At 71.8% G+C, this 18551-nt stretch carries 17 protein-coding genes, 1 tRNA gene and 1 pseudogene; 8 read left to right on the top strand and 11 right to left on the bottom strand.

Features of this window, described 5'->3' with window-relative positions; genetic code table 11:
* Nucleotides 1-57 precede the first annotated feature (57 nt).
* Complete coding sequence (locus ABGB10_RS32745) at nucleotides 58-2370, bottom strand: ATP-binding domain-containing protein (RefSeq protein ID WP_347664844.1); 2313 nt, start codon at nucleotides 2368-2370, stop codon at nucleotides 58-60.
* Between the two features lie 146 nt (nucleotides 2371-2516).
* On the opposite strand from ABGB10_RS32745, the gene ABGB10_RS32740 reads away from it, so the two are divergent.
* The gene (locus ABGB10_RS32740; RefSeq protein WP_347664843.1) at nucleotides 2517-3143 is read left to right on the top strand and encodes an SGNH/GDSL hydrolase family protein; all 627 of its coding nucleotides are present in this window, start codon (nucleotides 2517-2519) and stop codon (nucleotides 3141-3143) included.
* 68 nt (nucleotides 3144-3211) lie between these two features.
* Here the strand turns inward: ABGB10_RS32740 and ABGB10_RS32735 are convergent, their stop codons facing one another.
* The gene (locus ABGB10_RS32735) at nucleotides 3212-4342 is read right to left on the bottom strand and encodes a hypothetical protein (RefSeq protein ID WP_347664842.1); all 1131 of its coding nucleotides are present in this window, start codon (nucleotides 4340-4342) and stop codon (nucleotides 3212-3214) included.
* A gap of 95 nt (nucleotides 4343-4437) precedes the next feature.
* Between ABGB10_RS32735 and ABGB10_RS32730 the strand changes: the two genes are divergently transcribed.
* Nucleotides 4438-5094 carry a response regulator transcription factor gene (locus ABGB10_RS32730; RefSeq protein WP_347664841.1) on the top strand — a complete coding sequence of 219 codons (657 nt, stop codon included), beginning with the start codon at nucleotides 4438-4440 and terminating at the stop codon, nucleotides 5092-5094.
* 74 nt (nucleotides 5095-5168) lie between these two features.
* The gene (locus ABGB10_RS32725; protein ID WP_347664845.1) at nucleotides 5169-6545 is read left to right on the top strand and encodes a HAMP domain-containing sensor histidine kinase; all 1377 of its coding nucleotides are present in this window, start codon (nucleotides 5169-5171) and stop codon (nucleotides 6543-6545) included.
* Between the two features lie 293 nt (nucleotides 6546-6838).
* Here the strand turns inward: ABGB10_RS32725 and ABGB10_RS32720 are convergent, their stop codons facing one another.
* Nucleotides 6839-8404: a tetratricopeptide repeat protein gene (locus tag ABGB10_RS32720; RefSeq protein WP_347664840.1), complete on the bottom strand. Its 1566-nt coding sequence runs from the start codon at nucleotides 8402-8404 to the stop codon at nucleotides 6839-6841.
* 57 nt (nucleotides 8405-8461) lie between these two features.
* A complete protein-coding gene (locus tag ABGB10_RS32715; RefSeq protein ID WP_347664839.1) occupies nucleotides 8462-8923 on the bottom strand; it encodes a MarR family transcriptional regulator in 462 nt (153 codons plus the stop codon).
* A gap of 49 nt (nucleotides 8924-8972) precedes the next feature.
* On the opposite strand from ABGB10_RS32715, the gene ABGB10_RS32710 reads away from it, so the two are divergent.
* Both ABGB10_RS32710 and ABGB10_RS32705 read left to right on the top strand, forming a co-directional pair.
* A complete protein-coding gene (locus ABGB10_RS32710) occupies nucleotides 8973-9494 on the top strand; it encodes a VOC family protein (RefSeq protein WP_347664838.1) in 522 nt (173 codons plus the stop codon).
* A 24-nt stretch (nucleotides 9495-9518) separates the two neighbouring features.
* A complete protein-coding gene (locus ABGB10_RS32705; protein ID WP_347664837.1) occupies nucleotides 9519-10400 on the top strand; it encodes a hypothetical protein in 882 nt (293 codons plus the stop codon).
* A gap of 76 nt (nucleotides 10401-10476) precedes the next feature.
* Here the strand turns inward: ABGB10_RS32705 and ABGB10_RS32700 are convergent, their stop codons facing one another.
* The 3 genes from ABGB10_RS32700 to ABGB10_RS32690 form a co-directional block, all read right to left on the bottom strand.
* Nucleotides 10477-10656: a DUF4236 domain-containing protein gene (locus ABGB10_RS32700; RefSeq protein ID WP_030333600.1), complete on the bottom strand. Its 180-nt coding sequence runs from the start codon at nucleotides 10654-10656 to the stop codon at nucleotides 10477-10479.
* Between the two features lie 190 nt (nucleotides 10657-10846).
* The gene (locus ABGB10_RS32695; RefSeq protein ID WP_347664836.1) at nucleotides 10847-11302 is read right to left on the bottom strand and encodes an Rrf2 family transcriptional regulator; all 456 of its coding nucleotides are present in this window, start codon (nucleotides 11300-11302) and stop codon (nucleotides 10847-10849) included.
* Nucleotides 11303-11309: 7 nt separating this feature from the next.
* Nucleotides 11310-12290: an AraC family transcriptional regulator gene (locus tag ABGB10_RS32690; RefSeq protein WP_347664835.1), complete on the bottom strand. Its 981-nt coding sequence runs from the start codon at nucleotides 12288-12290 to the stop codon at nucleotides 11310-11312.
* A 202-nt stretch (nucleotides 12291-12492) separates the two neighbouring features.
* On the opposite strand from ABGB10_RS32690, the gene ABGB10_RS32685 reads away from it, so the two are divergent.
* Complete coding sequence (locus tag ABGB10_RS32685) at nucleotides 12493-13269, top strand: glucose 1-dehydrogenase (RefSeq protein ID WP_347664834.1); 777 nt, start codon at nucleotides 12493-12495, stop codon at nucleotides 13267-13269.
* A gap of 115 nt (nucleotides 13270-13384) precedes the next feature.
* On the opposite strand, the gene ABGB10_RS32680 is transcribed toward ABGB10_RS32685, so the two are convergent.
* Nucleotides 13385-13816 carry an SsgA family sporulation/cell division regulator gene (locus ABGB10_RS32680; RefSeq protein WP_007457244.1) on the bottom strand — a complete coding sequence of 144 codons (432 nt, stop codon included), beginning with the start codon at nucleotides 13814-13816 and terminating at the stop codon, nucleotides 13385-13387.
* A gap of 369 nt (nucleotides 13817-14185) precedes the next feature.
* Between ABGB10_RS32680 and ABGB10_RS32675 the strand changes: the two genes are divergently transcribed.
* Nucleotides 14186-14668, top strand: a complete 483-nt coding sequence (locus ABGB10_RS32675) for a TIGR02611 family protein (RefSeq protein ID WP_347664832.1) — start codon at nucleotides 14186-14188, stop codon at nucleotides 14666-14668.
* Between the two features lie 50 nt (nucleotides 14669-14718).
* Nucleotides 14719-14790: transfer RNA gene (locus tag ABGB10_RS32670), tRNA-Val, on the top strand.
* 88 nt (nucleotides 14791-14878) lie between these two features.
* On the opposite strand, the gene ABGB10_RS32665 is transcribed toward ABGB10_RS32670, so the two are convergent.
* The 3 genes and pseudogenes from ABGB10_RS32665 to ABGB10_RS32655 form a co-directional block, all read right to left on the bottom strand.
* Entirely contained in the window at nucleotides 14879-16099 is a 1221-nt protein-coding gene (locus ABGB10_RS32665; protein WP_347664831.1) for a tyrosine-type recombinase/integrase, read from the bottom strand.
* Nucleotides 16099-16296: an excisionase family DNA-binding protein gene (locus ABGB10_RS32660; protein WP_347664830.1), complete on the bottom strand. Its 198-nt coding sequence runs from the start codon at nucleotides 16294-16296 to the stop codon at nucleotides 16099-16101. The genes ABGB10_RS32665 and ABGB10_RS32660 overlap by 1 nt, the downstream gene beginning before the upstream one ends.
* Nucleotides 16293-17859, bottom strand: a pseudogene (locus tag ABGB10_RS32655) (replication initiator). The gene ABGB10_RS32660 and the pseudogene ABGB10_RS32655 overlap by 4 nt, the downstream one beginning before the upstream one ends.
* Nucleotides 17860-18551: the final 692 nt, after the last annotated feature.

Genomic DNA, 18551 nt, shown 5'->3' with positions numbered 1-18551 from the left:
ATCATGAGGTTGACGTGGCTGTGGTAGATCACAGTCCACGTCAACCTCATGATCGACTCATCGGGTGGGGGTGGGGGTGGGGGTGGGGCGGAGGACGCCCAGGCGTTGGGTGGCGCGGGTCAGGGCTACGTACAGGTCGCTGCGACCCCGGGGTGACTCGGCCACCATCCGGTCCGGGTCGACGACGAGCACCGAGTCGAACTCCAACCCCTTGGCCTGCGCGACGGTCAACACCACCACCCGGCTCTCCAGCTCCGGATGCTCGCCGACGGCGGCCTCCGGCAGGGCGGCGGTGAGAGCCGAGCCCAACTCGCCCACCCGCCCGGCCGGCACGAGCACGCCGAGTCGGCCGTCGGTCAGCCCGGCGGCCTCGCGGCTGGCTTCGGCGACCAGTTCGGCCGCCAACCGCTCGTCGGGCACCGTCCGGTCCCACGGGGGTACGCCGCTCTCGCGTACCGAGCGCGGCGGACGCAGCGCCGGGTCGATCTCGGCCAACACGTCGGCGGCGACCGCCATGATCTCGGCGGGGGTGCGGTAGCTGACGGTCAACTCGGTCAGCCGCCACCGCTGCGCGACGTACGGGGCGAGGGCGTCCGCCCAGGAGGGCGTACCGCTGAGCGCGCCGGTCTGCGCGACGTCGCCGACGATCGTCATCGACCGGCTCGGGCAGCGGCGCATCAGCAGCCGCCACGCCATCGGCGACAACTCCTGCGCCTCGTCCACGATCACGTGGCCGAAAGCCCAGGTCCGGTCGGCGGCGGCCCGCTGGGCGGTGGTGAGACGGTCGGCCTCCTCCTGCCGCTCCAACAGCCGGTCGGCGTCGATGAGGTCGGTCACACCGAGGATCTCACCGCCCTCGGCCTCGTCCTCCACGTCGATCGAGCGGGAACCCCGGGCGATCTCCAGCACACCCTCGGCGTACTCCCGTTCCATCATCCGGATGCGGTCCCGCCGGGCGGCGGCGGCCCGTTCGTCCTCGCCGAGCAGTTCGGCGGCCTCGTCGAGCAGCGGTACGTCGGCCGGCGTCCAGCCACCCGGGTCGCGCCGCAGCAGCGCGCGCTCGTCGTCGGTCAGCATCGGCGCGGCTGCGGCGATCCGGTCCGCGTCGGCGTACAGATCGGCGAGCAGCCGCTGCGGGGTGAGCACCGGCCACAGCCGGTCGAGGGCCGCCCGGATCTCTGATTCCTCCCGCAGCTCCCGCCGGATCTCGGCCCGGTCCGCCTCGTCGAGGAGGTTGTCCCCGCCCAGCGGGTCGGCGCCGATCCGTTCGGCCACCTGCTCGGCGAGCGCGTGCACGATCTCCACGTCGAACAGCGCGCGGGCCAGGTTGTGCGGCCGGTCGGTCCGGCGTACCCGGTCCCGGGCGGCACGCACCGTCTCCGGGTCCAGGGTCAGCGTCTCCCGTTCGACCTCGATCTCCAGCGGCTCGTCCGGCACCCACTGCCGGTCCCGCACGGCCGCCGCCAGCACCTCGGCCAGCACCGCCCGACCCTTCAGCGCGGCCGTCTCGGCGGGCTCGACGCGTTGGGCGCTCACCCCCGGAAAGAGATCACCCTGAGTACGCAGCAGCACGCCGGTCTCGGCCAGCGTCGGCAGCACCTGGGAGATGTAGCGGAGGAAGGTCGCGTTCGGGCCGACCAGCAGCACGCCCCGGCTGGAGAGTTCACGGCGGTGCGTGTAGAGCAGGTACGCCGCCCGGTGCAGCGCGACAGCGGTCTTGCCGGTGCCCGGCCCGCCCTGGACGACCATGACGCCCGGCAGTTCCGCGCGGATGATCTCGTCCTGTTCGGCCTGGATGGTCTCGACGATGTCGCGCATCCGGCCGGTGCGGCCCGCGTTGAGCGCGGCGAGCAGTGACGCCTCGCCGGTCAGCTCCTCGTGGCCGCCCGGGGAGGCGGTGTCGATGTCGAGCACCTCGTCGTTGAGCCCGGTCACCTTGCGCTGCCGGGTGCGCAGGTGCCGACGCCGGCGTACGCCCTGCGGGTTGGCGGCCGTGGCGAGGTAGAACGGGCGGGCGGCGGGGGCCCGCCAGTCCATCAGCAGCGGGTCGTAGTCACCACTGGTGTCGAAGATGCCGATCCTGCCGATGTAGTGGCGGGAGTCGTCGTCACCGTCGAGGCGGCCGAAACACAGCCCGTTCTCCACGGCGGAGAACTGTTCGACCTGATCGGCGTACATCGCTACCGAGCTGTCCCGCTGCGAGCGGTCCTGAAGGGTGCCGCCGGTGTTGCGCAGCTCGGCGGTGAGCCGGAGGGCGGCCTGCTCACGCAGCCCGTCCAGCCGGTCGTAGAGCATCGAGACGTACTCCTGCTCGCGACCGATCTCGTCGTCGAGCGGCAATTCGCCGGAACCGCCGGAGTGCCTTGACAAGCCGTCTCCCTAAAGATTAGAATCGTTTGCAGGAACGGCTTTCAGCCGTTCTTTTTTGTGCCCTCGAACTGTTGAAGATAGCGCGTCCCGTCGGTTCTCACCAAGCCGGTCGGGCTGGCGCGCCGGTGATCGCGAGGTGGCGGCGGATGATCCTGCGGGCCGGTCAACGGGTGGTCTTCATCGGCGACAGCATCACCGATTGTGGTCGACGTGACGTCGCCGCCCCCTACGGCAGCGGATATGTCAGCCTCGTGCGCGCCCTGGTCGACGCACGGCACCCGGAGTTGGAGCTGGAGTGGGTCAACCGGGGTGTGGGCGGCGACACGGTGCGGGACCTGGCCGCCCGCTGGGACGACGACGCCATCGCCGAGCGCCCCGACTGGCTCGCGGTGATGATCGGCATCAACGACATCTGGCGGCACTACGGTGACCGGCCGCATGAGGCCGTCGGCATCGAGGAGTACGAGCGCACCCTGCGCGATCTGCTGAGTCGGGCGGTCGACGCCACCGGCTGCCGACTGATCCTCGGTGACCCGTTCTTCATCGAGGCCGACCGCAGCGTCCCGCAACGTGCCGACACCGACCGGTACGCGGCGGTCGTGGCGGGGCTGGCGACCGAATTCGACGCGGTGCACGTGCCCAACCAGGCGGCTTTCGACCGGGTGCTGGCGGTGAGTCCGTCGACGCGTTGGGCAGACGACCGCGTCCACCCGTACCTGCCCGGCCATGCGGTCCTCGCCGACGCCTACCTCAGCGCCCTCGGCGTCTCCTGACCTCGGCCTGACCCACAGCGAAGCGCCGGGCCGACCGTCAGGTCGACCCGGCGCCAACACCGCGGAGATCAGCCGCGCGCGGCCTGGTAGAGCCGCTCCGGCGTCACCGCGCCGGCGAGCACCCGGCCGTCGTCGGTGAGCAGCACGCTGAACAACTTGCTGGTGAACAGCCGGCCGCTGCCCCAGTCTCCACTGACCGCCGGCAGCCCGCCGAGCAGCTTCGACACGTCCACGTCCGGCGCCGAGCCGGCGGCCGGCGTCGTCGGCTTCGCGGGGGCCTTCCCGCCGGTGAGCGGCCCGTCGAGGCGGGCGACCAGCACTGTCGTCCAGCCGGAGCCCACCGTGCGGGCCTTCGAGTCACCCGTCGGTCCGGCGTGACCGGGCTTGCCGGCAGCCGGCGGCTCGGCCTTCTCCTCGGTGACCGTCACGCCGGGCGGCGGGTTGAAGGTGAACTGGTCGGCGTCCGGGCGGCGGTAGTCGACCTGGGTGAAGGCCACCTCGAACGCCGGCCGGTCGCTGCCCTTCGCGAGCACCTCGAAGCGCAGCGGCACGTGGCGCTTGGCGTCGATGGCGATCCGCAGCTGGTGCACCAGGGAGTCCCGGTCGCGCGGCTGGAGGACCAGCTCGTACGCGTCCTGGCCGGCGACCGTGGCGGACCGGCCGACGCTGACCTCGGTGCTCGGGTCGACCGCGCTCAACGCCAGGTCGGCGGCCTGCTGCGGGGTGGCCGGCAGGTTGGCTGCCGCCTCGGGAGCCGACTTTCCGGCCCCGGCGTCCCCGCTCAGGGTGCGGTGGGTGGCGGTGTTGGCGCGGCTCTGCCAGGTCCACAGGTCCCGGCCGTTGCGGATCACGTCCTGCTCGCCCAGGGTGTCCAGGAGCGCGACCCGCTGCCGGTCCGGGCCGGAATACCAGACCCGCAGGGTGTGCGTGCCGGTGAGCATGGTGGTCAGCTCGTTGCCGGGGACCAGACCGACGAGGGGCGGTAGGCCGAGGTCGGCGCGCTGCACGACGGTCCCGGACAACCCCTCCAGCCGGGAGGTCTGCAGGTCGACCAGAAGCTGGGCCGCGGTGCGTGGTGGCAGGCTCGGCTCGGCTTCGGCTGCGAACGTGCCGATCGCCGCGCCACCGCCGATCACGGCGACGGCCGCGGTGGCCGGGACCAGCCAACGAAGGACGGGACGGCTCCTCAGGACGGACATGGTGACACCTCCTGTACACATCCTGCCTCCTTGGTCCTGTGAGCGTGCTGAGGAAGCCGGACTGTCCCGATTGACCCGGGTGGCACTCTTGGGTGGTGCGCTTGCTGGTGGTGGAGGACGAGGCCCGGTTGGCGGCTGCCCTGCAACGTGGCCTGCAGGCCGAGGGTTTCGCGGTGGACGTGGCGGGCACCGGCCCCGCCGGCCTGGACGCGGCCCGGCACGGCGGCTACGACGCGATGATCCTCGACGTGATGTTGCCCGGCCTCTCCGGCTACGAGCTGGTCCGGCGGCTGCGGGCGGAGCAGCACTGGTTGCCGGTGCTGATGCTCTCCGCCAAGGACGGCGAGTACGACCAGGCCGACGGCCTGGACTGCGGTGCCGACGACTACCTGACCAAACCCTTCTCGTACGTGGTGCTGCTGGCCCGGCTGCGAGCGCTGCTGCGCCGAGGCGCTCCGGAACGCCCGACGGTGCTCGCCGTCGGTGACCTGCGGCTGGATCCGGCCCGTCGACAGGTGACCCGGGCCGACGCCGAGGTGACGCTGACCGGGCGGGAGTTCGCGCTGCTGGACTACCTGATGCGCCGGCCCGGCCAGGTCGTTTCCAAGACCGAGTTGCTGGACCACGTGTGGGACGCGAGCGTGGAGACCGCGCCGAACGCCGTCGAGGTCTACATCGGCTACCTGCGCCGCAAGCTCGGCCGCGACCGGCTGGAGACGATCCGGGGCGCCGGCTACCGGTTGGCGACGTGACCGCCGACGGCCCGGCACCCACCAGTCGGGCCAGGTTCGGCCGGATGCCGGTCCTCGGGCTGCGCGGGCGGCTCATGGCGATCGGAGTGCTCGGCCTCACCGTCGGGCTCGCCCTGGGTGGGGTGGTGCTGCTCGGCGCGCTCGGTTTCGTGCTCCAGCGAACGGTCGACACCGAGGCGTTCCGGACCGCCGACGCGGTAGCCCTGCTCGCCGCCGAGGACGCGTTACCCGACCCGCTGCCGGTGGCCGGCGGTCAGGTGCGCGTCCAGGTCGTCGACGCGCAGGGGCGGATCAGGGCCGCCTCGATCGACGCCGACCGGCTGGTGCCGATGGTCCGCCCGGAGCGGCTGGACCACGACCGTCGGCAGCGACTGGAGGTGCCGGCGGAGCGGGTCGGGTTGGTCGGCCCGGTCCGGGTGGTCACCGTACCCGTCGGCACGGCGGCGGACCCGCTCACCGTTCTGGTCGCCCGCTCGATGGCCGACGTGCGGCACAGCACCCACGTGGTCCGGGCCATCCTGCTGGTGGCGTTCCCGCTGCTGGTGGCGGTGCTGGCCGCGGTGGCGTGGCGGGTGGTCGGCGCGACTCTGCGGCCGGTCGAGGCGCTGCGCCGAGGAGCGGAGGAGATCACCGGGCGGGCTGGCGCCGGCCGGTTGCCGGTGCCCGCGTCCGCCGACGAGATCCACCGGTTGGCGGTCACCCTCAACGGCATGCTGGACCGGCTGGAGTCCGCCCGGATTCGCCAGCGGGCATTCGTCTCCGACGCCGCACACGAACTGCGTAGCCCGTTGACCAACATCCGGACCGAGCTGGAGGTGGCCCAGCGTCTCGCCGACCGGACGGACTGGACGGCGGTGACCGGCAACCTGCTCGCCGACACCGACCGGTTGAGCCGGCTGGTCGACGACCTCCTGCTGCTGGCCCGCCTGGACGAAGCTCCACCAGGCCGAGGGGTCGGCCCGGTGGAGTTGGGCGCGTTGTTGGCCGAGGTCGCCGCCCGTTACCCGTCGTCGCCGGTCCGGGTGACGCCGCCGGCCAGCCCGCTGTGGACGACCGGCAACGCCGACGAGCTGCGTCGCGTGCTGGCCAACCTGGTCGACAATGCGGTCCGGCACGCGTACGGCAGTGTCGTGCTCGCCGCCGAGGCGGCGTCGACGGTCGGGTCTGACGCTGGGGCGTACCACCTGGTGACGGTGACCGACGACGGCCCGGGGATCCCGGTCGCGGACCGGGAGCGGGTCTTCGATCGGTTCACCCGGCTGGATGATGGCCGGGCGCGCGACGACGGAGGCGCCGGCCTGGGGCTGGCCATCGTCCGTGAACTGGTGCGGCGGGCAGGCGGCAGCATCAGCCTGACCGACGCGCCCGAGCAGCGCGGGCTGCGAGTGAGCCTGCTGCTGCCGGCGTTCGCGCCCGAAGGCAGCCGAGGCCAACCGGCTGACGGTCCGTAACGGACCCAGCCACCCCCACCCACCCACCAACCCCCCTTTGCTTTGCACCTGCGGATGCGACAGCCACGCAAAGTGATGCCCGCTCATGCCTGCGTAACCGGCTACCGCGACGTTCCACCTGCTCATCGCGGTGGTGCATCGGGGTAAGCAGAGCAAAGGCGGAGTGAGACGTGCGGCCGGGTGCGCGGGATGTGACGGGTAGTCACAGCGGGCTCGTCAACGGGTACGTAGCGCTCAGTGACCTCAGCGACGCGCGGCCGGCGGGGCGCGGTCGGTGGGGCATGGCCGACGGGTCAGCGGCGGCGGGTGCAGACCTGCTCGGAGCTCGCGACGGTGTCGGTGGACCAGACGACCGCGACGGTGAAGCAGTAGTCGTTGGTGCGGTTGAGCGCGTAGATGACGTAGTTGGTGGTGCCGGCGGGCAGGGTCGCGAAGACGTTGCGGTCCTGGCCGGTGCGGCCACCCGCGATGACCACCGGCCCCTCGCTGCCGGCGGGGTAGGTCCAGTTCAGGGCGATGCTGTCCCGGGTGTCGCGCAACGTCACCGTGCCGGGCGGACTGCCTGGCGGTGCCGCTGCACCGCCCGACGTGGGCGGGGTGCCGGTCGGGGCGGGTGCGGTGCTGGCCGGTGGAGCGGTGGTGGGGGAACCGGTGGCCGGCGGCCGGGTCGGCTCGTCGCCGCTGCCGACCCGAGCCACCCCGGCGATCACCGCGGCCGCGCCGAGCAGCACCACGACCACGCCGGCCACCAGCACCGGCACCAGCCGGTTGCGCTGCGCCGACGGCGCCCGGTGCACCGGCACCGGCAGCAACCGGGACGGCGTGTACGGCTCGAGCGGCGCGTACGGGTCGGGCGGCCGGCGCAGCCGGTACACCCCGGACTGCTCCTCCGTGCCGCCGGCCAGCCCGACCACCGACGGGGGCACCGGAGCATCAGTGGGGTACGGCGTGGACTCGCTCGCCGGCTCCGGCGGCCACCCCGCCGGCCCGACGGGTCCGTCGGCTGGCGCTCGGGGATTAGGAACGGTCCCGCCCGCCGCCGTCGCGGTGTGGTGTGGCGGAGGCGGCGGTGGCTGGTAGCCGGACTCGGCCGGGCCGCTCTCGTGCGGTGGGACGCGGGCGGCCGGCACGACCGGGGTGTCCCGCGCGGTGGGCGGGTTGTCGGCGCAGGCGTGGTCGGGACTGGCCGCCGCCCGGGCCAGGGTCGCCACCTGCGCCGCCAACGGGTCGTCGGCCGGGAGGTGCTGCCGGCACAGCTCGCGAGCCAACGCCAGGTTGTCGTGTGCCTCGGCGAACTGCCCGCAGTCACGCTGCATCGCCCCGAGCCGCGCGAGCATCTTGATGCCGCTGGGGTGCCCGTCGCCGTACACCTCGCGGTGCAGCTCCCAGGCGTCCTGGAGTCGGTCCCGCGCCACCGTGCACTGGCCGCGCGCGTACTCGACGGTGGCCAGGTCGGCGTGCGCGGCGAGCACCCGCAGGGACTCGGGACCGTCCTGCGCGGTCAGCTCGATGATGACTTCCTGGTAGAGCCGGGCGGCTCGGGAGTGGCTGCCGACCCGGTGCAGCACCGCGGCCAGGGTCGCCGCGGCGGCCACCGTACGCGGGTCGGAGCGGCCGTGCAGCCGGGTGGTGGCCGCGTACGCGAAGGCGGCCCAGCCCCGGGCCGAGTGCGGCTCACCGAGGGCGACCAGCACCCGCGCCTGGAGGCTGGCCGCCTCGGCCAGCTCGGCGGTGGCGTTGGCCGGGCGGGGGTCGGCGTCGGTGAGTGCGTCGGAGAGGAGCCGCTGCGCGCCGGCCAGATCACCAGCCGACACGAGGTCGTGCGCCTGATCAGTCAGTTCACCGAAGCCGGAAGACACGCCCCATCGTGCTCATCCGACGACGGTAAGTACAAGACCCGCGCCGATGTCGATTGGTCAGGATCCGGTCAGGTGCTCGGCCAACGTCTCGCTGATCCGCCGCAGCTGGTCGACCTGGGCGGGGCTCAACGCGTCGAACAGGTGCCGGCGTACCCCCTCGACGTGGCCGGGGGCGGCGGCCGCGAGGGTGGCGAAACCCTTGTCGGTGAGCAGCGCGATCTGCCCACGTCGGTCCGTGGGGCAGTCCTCCCGGCGCACCCAGCCGGCGGCCTCCAGGCGGGCCACGGCGTGCGAGAGCCGGCTGCGCGACGACCCGGCGGCCTGGGCCAACTCGCTCATCCGTAGCTGCCGACCGGGCGCTTCGGAGAGTTGGACCAGGATCTCGTAGTACGCGTGCGGCATGCCCGCGTCGCGTTGCAGCTCGCGGTCGAGCGTGTCCATCAGCACCCGCGACGCGGTGAGGTACGCGCGCCACGTGCGCTGCTCGTCGGGGTCCAGCCAGCGAGTCATGACCGTCATCATACCCCAGGTAGTTGAACGCTCAACAAAACCGCGCTAGCATCGAGTCATGGGTATCCACCGGCTCAACCACGCGGTCCTCTACGTCAGTGACCTCGCCCGCAGCGTCGCGTTCTACCGCGACGTGTTGGGCTTCCGCCCGGTGGCGATGACCCCGGACGGCTTCCGGGGCGCCACCTTCCTCCAGGCCCCCGACTCCACCAACGACCACGACCTCGGCCTGTTCGAGATCGGCGCCGGTGCCGGGCGGTCCACCGCCGGTCGGGCCACGGTCGGCCTGTACCACCTTGCCTGGGAGGTGGACACCCTCGACGAGCTGGCCGCCACCGCCGAGCGGCTCGTCGCGGCCGGCGCGCTGGTCGGCACCTCCGACCACGGCACGACCAAGAGCCTCTACGGCAAGGACCCGGACGGTCTGGAGTTCGAGATCGTCTGGCTGATCCCCGCCGACCTGCTCGACGACAGCGCGCTGGCGGCCCGCAAGCAGATCGGTCGGCTCGACCTGGACGCCGAGCGGCAGCGCTACGGCGGGCAGACCAGGGGCGGGGTGGGGATCTCCGTCCCGGTCTGATCGGCCTTAGGGTAGAACGGACCGATGCCGACCGACCGGACCACCGATTTCCTCCGCGAGCTGCTGGTCCGCCAGTTGACGACCTGGCTGCCCGCGGCCCTGCACCGCTCCCGGCGGGCCACCGTCGCAATCGCGGGCACGGACGCGGGCACGGCGGAGGCCGCGCTGCGGCTGGTCGCCGCGCACGGCGACCAGGTGCGCGGCCGGCAGGTGACAGTGCTGGTGCTGGCCGACAGCGCCGACCTGCCGGCGCGACTCGGCCCGATCGAGGCGGAGTTGCCCGCCGAGGTCACCGTGCACCTGTTGTCCGGTGACCCCTACCGGCTTCCGGTCGCGGTGAAGGCCGCCGGGGCGGCCGGCGCCCCGCTGTTCTCCTTCGTGGACCTGCCCGGCACGGTCACGCCGAAGCTGCTCACCGCCGCGACCAACGGCCGCGTCGGAGAGCTGCTGCTGCACACCGGCGACAGCGCCCGAGACCTGCTCGTCTCCGCCGGCTTCCCGCTGGTCGCCGAGGTGGCGCCGGTGCTGCCGGACGGGGAGGCGGCCGGCGTGATCGCGTTCGGCAGCCGCTCCGACCGGAGCCTGGAGGCGGTCCGCGACGCGCTGTGGGCCCTCGGCGCGGACCTCGGCGTGCGATACCGCGACCCGCTCGACCCGACCGGCACGACTGTCGAGGTGGCCGGCGATCCCGACCTCGAACCACTGGCCCGCGAGCTGCTGGCCGAGCTGCGGGCGGGCGGGTCGCGGCCGGTCACCGAGCTGCGCCGGCACACCCTCACCGCGACCGTCTACCGTGCCGCCGACGCCAACCAGGCCCTCGCCGACCTGCTCGACGCCGGTGACGTGCGGCGGGACCGCGAGTCCGGGCGGCTGGCCGGCGACGAGATCATCACCCTGGCCCGCTGAGCGCGGCGTCATCCCGGTCCAGACGCCGAGCGGGGTGCCGGTGAATCACCGGCACCCCGCTCGACTCCCGGGATGTCTACGACCGGGACTTGTCCTGCTTCCAGGACAGCGGACCCGGCAGGTCGACCCGGTGCGCACGGGCCTTGGAGTTCCAGGACCAGCGCCCGATCTTGATGCTCCACGAGGAGAAGCCGTTCTCGGTGAAGTTCAGGATGATCGGACCGTACTTCTTGCGCTTGCGAAACATGAGGCCCATCGGAGGACTCCCCTCGTCACCGTTCCCTGCCGTGTCGAGATCGAACATGCCCGAACCGGCAACTTTTGAAACCCTCTCGCTGTCCGCCCTGGACAGTGCTGACCCGGCATCCACAATCCCTGTTGACCAGACGGGTGTTGCGGCAGTTTCAGCGCCCCGGAGGTGGTCCGGACGTTGTGACGCGCGACGGTCAGCGGGGCTCCCACGCGTCGGGCAGCGCGGTGAGCTTGCGGACGTGCGCGGGCAGTCGACCGCTGACGATCTCGGCGAGGCTCACCTCGTCGACGACCCGCCGCACGGCGGCGCGCACCGCCACCCACAGGCCGGGCAGGTTCTCCGCCGAGCCCTCGTACCGGGTCTGCTCGGGGCGCAGCCCGCGTACCCCGGCCAGCGGTCCCTCCACGGCGCGCAACACCGCGCCGACGGTCACCTCGCGCGGCGGGTGGGCCAACGTGTAGCCGCCCTCGGCGCCGCGCTGGGCCCGCACGATGCCGGCCCGGCGCAGGTCCGCCAGGACCGCCTCCAGGAACTTGCGGGGCATGTCCTGCTCGGCGGCGATGGCCTGGGTGGACAGCAGCGAAGGGTACGCGGTGGCGAGGCTCAGCGCTGCCCGTACCGCGTAGTCGCCGCGCGCGGAGATCTGCACCCTGCCATCATGCCCGGCCGGTGCCGCCCGTCGGCGCGATGGGCGACCCGGGTTGCGTGGCGTGACCGCCGTTCGTCGTGCCTCCGGTGCCGATCCTGCCTCCGTTGGCACCCGTGGGCTCGGTCGGCGGCCGGGGCCGGACCACCCGGGCGGTCGGTTGATCCCGCGCGGCGCGGAACGCGCCGGGGCTGACCCCGATCTCGCGGGTGAAGAAGCGGCCGAAGTTCGTGGGTTCGGAGAAGCCGAGGTGCCGGCCGATCTGGGCGATCGGTTGGTCGGTCGCGGCGAGTAGTCGGCCGGCCTGCAACGCGACCCGCTCGTCGATGACCTGCTTGGCGCTGCGACCGGTGACGGCCAGGCAGGCCCGGGTCAGGGTCCGCACCGAGCAGCGAAGGCTGGCGGCGTAGTCCTCCACCCGTCGGGTGTGCGGGTAGCCGTGCTCGACCTCCCGGCGGAACCTGTGGAACGTCTCGTCCTCGGGCCGAGGCGTCGACCGGTCAGCGTTCGCCAGGGCCAGCCGCAGCAGCAGCACCGCGAGTTGGTGGCGGAGCAGCGCGCGGGCGGTGGGGCTGTCGGGGTGCCGCTGACAGTCCACCGCCAGTTGGCTCACCTCGCTGATCACCGCGTCCTCGTCCTCACCTGCCAACTGCCGCCAGGTCACCGGTGTGTCCAGCTCGACGCCGAAACCGCGCAGCGCCTCGGGTTCCCAGGCGACCACGGTGGCGTCGAACTGCCGGCCGGCGCAGCGCAGCACCTGGCCGGCGCGGACCCGCAGCAGCGTGCCGGGTCGACAGGGCAGCAGGTTGAAGTCGAGTTCCGCGTCGCCGTGCCCACGCGTGGTGAGGATCAGCAGCTCCCGGTCGACGATCACCGGCCGACGCCAGCCCGGGGAACCGGAGAGGTCGGCCAGCGCGAACGTGCCGATCTCGTCGGGCACGGGTGACGCCGTTCCGATCGGTGGCGCGAGGGAGGGATCGGTGGAGAACATCGCCTGCGACGGTAGCCCGAACCGCAGGTCATCGCATCCCGGTCGGCGCGCGCGGCGGAATCAGCGCGGCGGCGCGGGCTTGTCGTGATCCCGCGGTCGGGCTACGTTACCCGGCGGTAGCGCCGTTCGGTCCGCGGTCCGCCCGGCGCACCGTCGGCCACCCGAGCGGCCGGCGGCCCCGCCGACTCGCGATGGGATGGGCATGACTCAACTGTTCTCGGTCGAAGGCAAGACGGTCCTGGTCACCGGCGGGTCGCGGGGGATCGGCCTGATGATCGCCCAGGGCTTCGTCCGCGCCGGAGCGCACGTGGTCATCTCGTCCCGCAAGGCCGACGTCTGCGAGGCGGTCGCCAAGGAACTCTCCGCCGAGGGTCGCTGCGAGGCCATCCCCGCCGACCTGAGCGACGACACCGGCGCCGAGGCGCTGGCCGCCGCCGTGCGCGAGCGCTTCGATCGGCTCGACGTGCTGGTCAACAACGCGGGCGCCACCTGGGGCGCGCCGCTGGAGAACTACCCCGAGGCCGCGTTCGACAAGCTCTGGGCGGTCAACGTCAAGGCCGTCTTCCGGCTCACCACCGCGCTGCTGCCGGCGCTACGCGCCGCCGCCAACGCCGACGACCCGGCCCGCGTGATCAACATCGGGTCGATCGACGGCGTCCGGGTGCCGTTCATGGAGGTGTATGCGTACTCGGCCACCAAGGCGGCCGTGCACATGCTCACCCGCAGCCTCGCCCACCAACTGGCCGGCGAGCAGATCACCGTCAACGCGATCGCGCCCGGCCCGTTCGAGAGCAAGATGATGGCGTTCGCACTGGACGACCCGGCGAGCCGGGCCGCCATCGAACAGCAGGTGCCGCTGGGCCGCATCGGACGCCCGGAGGACATGGCCGGGACCGCCATCTACCTCGCGTCGCGCGCTGGCGCGTACCTCACCGGCGCGGTCATTCCCGTCGACGGAGGCATCACCACGCACGGCTGAACACCGGCCGACCCGGGGTGGGCTGTCCGCGTACACCCCCCGGGGTGTGCCGGGGCCGCGCGGACTCGGCAGATCCGCGCGGCCCCGGGATGGCCGGTGTTGCTCTTTCGGGCGGTCAGCGACCGGCGAGCAGCCGGTTCACCGCCGTGTCGACGTCCAGGTGCTCGGCCTCACGGCCGCGCGGGACGACGACGTAGGTCCGTCGAAGGAAACGCACCAGGACGCTGCGCGGCACCTCGAAGAGGGCGTTGCCGTCCGGTGACGAGAGGGCCAGCGCGACGAAGTCGCCGCGCGGTGTGGCCCAGGGCCAGACCCGCACATCCCCGATGCCGGCCGGCTCGTCCAGGCCGGTGACCAGAAGTTCGCGAGCGAACGACCAACTCACCGCCTCGCCCCCGGCCGATTCGGCATGGAACAGGACATGGACCGCATACGGGTCAGCAGGGTCGTAACGCAGACTGGCACGCACCGGCAAGGCGGTGGCGTCAGGTGCGACGAGCCTTAGCGACGTCTCGACCTCTACGGTCGTCGGTCGGATGACACTCATGGACGTTCTCCCCCCGGCACCGCTGCGGAACGCGCGTGTCCCGCTTTTCCCATACTCAGGTGCTACTCCTGGCTACGCTCCGCCATACGCTGACTTCACCCAGTGGTGGGAAGGGGGACGGAAAGGCCACGTGAATGTGAGGATTCATGTAGGATTTCCGGTTCTGCCCAGTGCGTGATCCCACCCGGCATCGGGTGGCTCAGTCGTCGACTTACTCCGGTAACGTCCAGTCGGGCGTTGCAGTGACGGGCCCGAGCGACACTGGGGGGTGAAATGGTGGCGAAGCGATCCTCAGTGGATCCGGCAACAGCGCCCGGCCCGCCGAACGTCGCGGTCCGAGTAGCCGAAAAGCGGGGGTACGAAGTGCCGATGGAGCAGCCCGAACGGCCCGATCGGCCGGGGTCGGATGCCGGCCGTGCCGGTGGGATCCTTGTCGTCGCGGACCGGCCGCGCCGCCCACGCTGGCGTGAGCGGATCTCGATGACCCTCGACCTGATCCGAGCCAACCCCACCGGCCGCATCGCACTCAAGATCTTCATTGCGATCGCCGGCGCGCTGGTGGTGACCATCGGCATCGCGCTCATCCCGCTACCCGGGCCCGGATGGCTCCTGGTGATCGCCGGGCTGGGCATCTGGGCCGTCGAATACCACTGGGCGCGCCGGCTGCTCGGCTTCACCCGCCGACACGTCCACGGATGGACGCAGTGGGTGACGCGACAGTCACTCGCGGTGCGAATCGTGCTCGGCTCCGTCGGTCTCGTCTTCGTCGCCACCGTGGTCTGGCTGTCCCTCAAGTACAGCCTCGGCATCGACGTGATCGCCGCGGCGATGCACTACCTCGCGACGCACTGACCCCGGATTTCCGGTCCGGTTCCACGATCGGGTAGAGTCAGTGTCGCTGAGGGCGATTAGCTCAGTGGGAGAGCGCTTCGTTCACACCGAAGAGGTCGCTGGTTCGATACCAGCATCGCCCACTCTCAGTTCGCACAGGTCAGAGGCCGCTTCCCGAGTTCGGGAGGTGGCCTTTCTGCTGTCGTACAGCAGCTAAGTACAGCAACGGCGTCAGTGGTCGAGTGAATCGCCAAGGCGCTTGAGGGCGTCTCTGGTCGCCTTGTTTGATACCTGCGTGTAGATCTCCATCGTCGCGGAGAAACGGGCGTGCCTCAGCACCTGCATGGCGACTCTGGGATGGACGTCGAGGTCAGCGAGCAGCGTGGCGCAGGTGCGGCGGGCGTCGTGGACGGTGATCGGCCTGATGCTGGTTTTCTCGCACCTTGTCTGCCACGACCGTTGGAAGTTGCGCGGCTCGATGGGTGTGCCGTAGCGGGTGGTGAATACGAGTCCGGTCTCGTGCCACGCCTTTCCGGCGGCTGCTTCAGCCTGATCACGTTGCTGTTGTCTGAGCTTGAGGGCGGTCAGGCAGATGTTGGGCAGGGGGAGAGTGGCGTCGGATGCCTGGGTCTTGGTGTCGCGGTGCAGGAGCTGCCCGCGTACGCGTTGGAGCTGGCGGCCGATGGTCAATTCTCCGGCGTCGAGGTCGACGTCCTCCCAGGTGAGTCCCAGCGCTTCGCCCTTGCGGAGGCCGGTGACGAGGACCAGGGCGTAGGCGGCGTAGACAGGGTCCTCGTCGTAGCGGGCGGACTCCAGGAACGTGCGAGCCTCGTCGCTTGACCACGACTTGCCCCGTCGACGGCGGACGGTGGCGAGGGTGACCGGCACGGCGGGGTTCTTGGTGATGAGGTCTTCGGCCTGGGCGTGGGTGAGGGCGGCCCGCAGCGCGGCCCGGATGTCGCTGACTGTCCGCGTCGACGGGACGGCCTGGCAACAGCGGCCGACCGCGCAGCAGCGCCGCTTGTGCTTCGGCCGGGCGGCGTCCTTGCCCTGGGCGCAGCACTGACAGGCCCGGGCCACCTGGTTGATCCAGGTCTGCACGTCGCGGGACTGGAGCCGGTCGAGCCGCTTCGCGTCGAGGCCGGGGGAGATGTAGAGGCGGACGAACGTCTCGTAGGTGGCGTAGGTCAGGGGCGCGCGGTTCGGCTCGACGATCTCGTTCAGCCAGTAGGTGAGGAAGCTGCCAACCGTCGGAACGCTGGTCGCCACCGGCCCGGCCTTGGCCTGCTGGTGCAACTTGATCCACTTGTCGTGCACTGCTTCGCGGGTCTTGCCGTAGACGTACTTCCGGGTGCGCCTGCCGTCCGGCTTGGTGACCCAGACGTACGCGGCGAAGCCGTTGCGGTAGGGGAAGATGGAGCCTTCGCCGTTGGCTCGTGCGCGTGCGGGCATCAGGCGGCCTCCTGACGCTCGACCTGCTCGCGGATGTAGTCGTCGACCCATTCGGGGAGGATGCGGCGGTACTTGCCGTCCTTGATAGAGCGCAGCTCGCCGGTGGCGACCTTCATCTTGACCTTGGAGATGCCGAAGCCGAGCAGGACGGCGACCTCGGCAGGGGAGTACCAGCGGGGGCGAAGGTCGTGGGTCATGCGGCGGCCCCGGCGAGCCAGGCTTCGTGGGCAAGTTCTTCCCGACCAATGCGTCTGCCCTCGCGTCGCTGACTTGCGGCGGTGTTGGCATGCAGGGCGTCACCTTCGGTGAGCCAGCCGGACCCGCTGTAGGTGAGGGTGCCGACGGTGATCGTGTCTAGCGGTTCGTCGTCCTCTTCGCGGCGGTAGGTGGCGCGGGTGTCGCGGAGCAGGCCGAAGGTGACGGAGTAGCGGCGGGCCTTGGTGAGGAAGTGGCCGCCGAAGCCGAGCATGTGCGCCCAGCGGCGCAGTCCGGCGTAGGCGTTCGGTTTGGTGTCAAGGCTGTCTTGACGGTGGTCGGCCGTTGTGGCGCCGCTGGCGGTGTCGTTGCCGGTGGGCCTGCCAAGGTGCCAGGAGGCGTCGATGAGGCGGGCGAGGTGGTCGCCTTCCGGATCGGCGTAGTCGTCAATGGTGGCCGGGGTGAGTCGGGTGAAGGAGCGCCCGGTTGATTCGGTGGCCTTGGTGGCGTACTTGGCCAGGTAGGCGGCCACCTTGCCGTCGGTCAACTCGCCGTCGGTGGCGTTGATCCGTCGCACGTCGACCTGCTCGCCCCAGGCCACCACCCAGCCCTGCGGCCGGTCGGGATGCGGAGGCGTGGCGACGACGATCTGCCGCGCGGCGGCATGTATTGCAGCGTCCAGGTCGTCGACGGTGATGCCGGCCGGCGGCGGAACGAGTGCATCCGGGTCAGGGCCGACACCGTCGAGGCGCAGCAGGGCGTGGAAGTGCACGGCCGCCCTTCTCTGCATCTCGGCGACCTTGCCGTGCGACACCCGCACCGGCGGCAACCGGCGCACCTTGCCGGAGCCGGTGACGACCTGGACGTGGGGGATGCCGCGTCGGCGGCAGAGGGCGGCGAGGTGACGTTCGATGGCCTGTTTGGTGCGCCGCCACAGCTCGCCGGAGAAGTAGTTCCAGACGGCTTGGTGACCGTGGTCGTAGCAGTCCAGGCACAACGGCTGGCCGAGCTGCGGATCGTCGGCGTCGTGGCGGGCGAAGCACGCCGCGGGCTGCCCGTGTTGGCAAATGCCGGCGGCACTTCGGGCGCGGCAGGGAGCGGGCCGGCAGTCGCAGCGCTGCCGGGCAGCGCAGGTGTGGCGGGCGACGTGCCGGTGATGGACCACGCCGAAGGACGGGGCGGTGAAGGTGGCGAAGACGGCCGGGTGCCGGCCGACCGAGTCGGGCACGCCCTTGCCGCCGGTCAGGCCGCAGCGCACGACCTGGTAGGCGTCACCGGCGTAGACCCAGGCGCAGTCCGGGCATTGCGATTCGCGGCGATTGCCGCACGCCTTGTAGAGCGCTCGGTCGGGCAGCTCGTCGGTCTGGAGTTGGCCGGTGATGCGGCCGGTGGTCGTGTCGACGGCAGCGATGGTGCCGGTGAGGCGGATTGGCCGGGAACAGCCGCCGGCAGCGGCGGTGTGCTCAAAGCCAGCCGGAGAACTCCGGGGTGGCGGCGCGGTGCAGAGCTTGGGCGTTTCGGCCGCTGGCGACGCCGGGCCAGTGCAGGGTGAGCGGGGTGGACACGGTCTTCTCCTCCGGGGGTGGCAGGGACGGGGGACGAAGCACCACCAGCCGTGGACGTTGGTCCGCTGGTGGTGTTCGTCGTGTCTCCTGGCACCGCCGGGAGGGCGGCTGACGCCGGAGAGCGGGTTCGTGGTGGTGCCACGTCCCGCCGATGGTCGTGTTCTCTCACGCTCGTCGAGCTGGTGACGAAGGGCCGGCACGGGTGTGGATCCTGGATGTCGGCATCCGAGCGGTCGTCGCAGGCTGTCCCCACCCGTGTAGGTGTGCGAATCCGAGCCATCGTGGACGGCAGGGAGGGCCGTGCTGGGCCGCTCAGCGGATTCGGGAAACCGGCGCGGTGGCCGGCGCGATCGAGAGCCGGCGGGACGTGACCCGCATCAGCGGCAAGAAGGCCGCCCGGCATCTCCGAGGTCGAGTCCAGCGATCCGGCGGGAAGGCCGCGCTGGCGTGCTCGACGAGCGCCAGAGTAGCACCGGGTACCGACACGTCGACCCACCGTGATGTCGCCGGATGGAGGTGGGGACGGCCGGCTGCCGGCGGTGTGGGAGGACTTTCTGTACGTCTATCAAGGCGGCCCGAGACGGGCCGCACGCGCCGCCGCCTGGGCGCGCGGCCGACGCTCCGCTGTCGCTCCACGCCGGCCACGCAGAACGCCCGGCGGCTGGCGCGGAGGGCGGGAAGCCCGGGGGCCG

It is taken from the genome of Micromonospora sp. B9E7, from assembly GCF_039871815.1.
Taxonomy (GTDB): domain Bacteria; phylum Actinomycetota; class Actinomycetes; order Mycobacteriales; family Micromonosporaceae; genus Micromonospora.
Note: the sequence above shows the minus strand (reverse complement) of the source record. Positions and strands in the feature narration are given on the sequence as shown.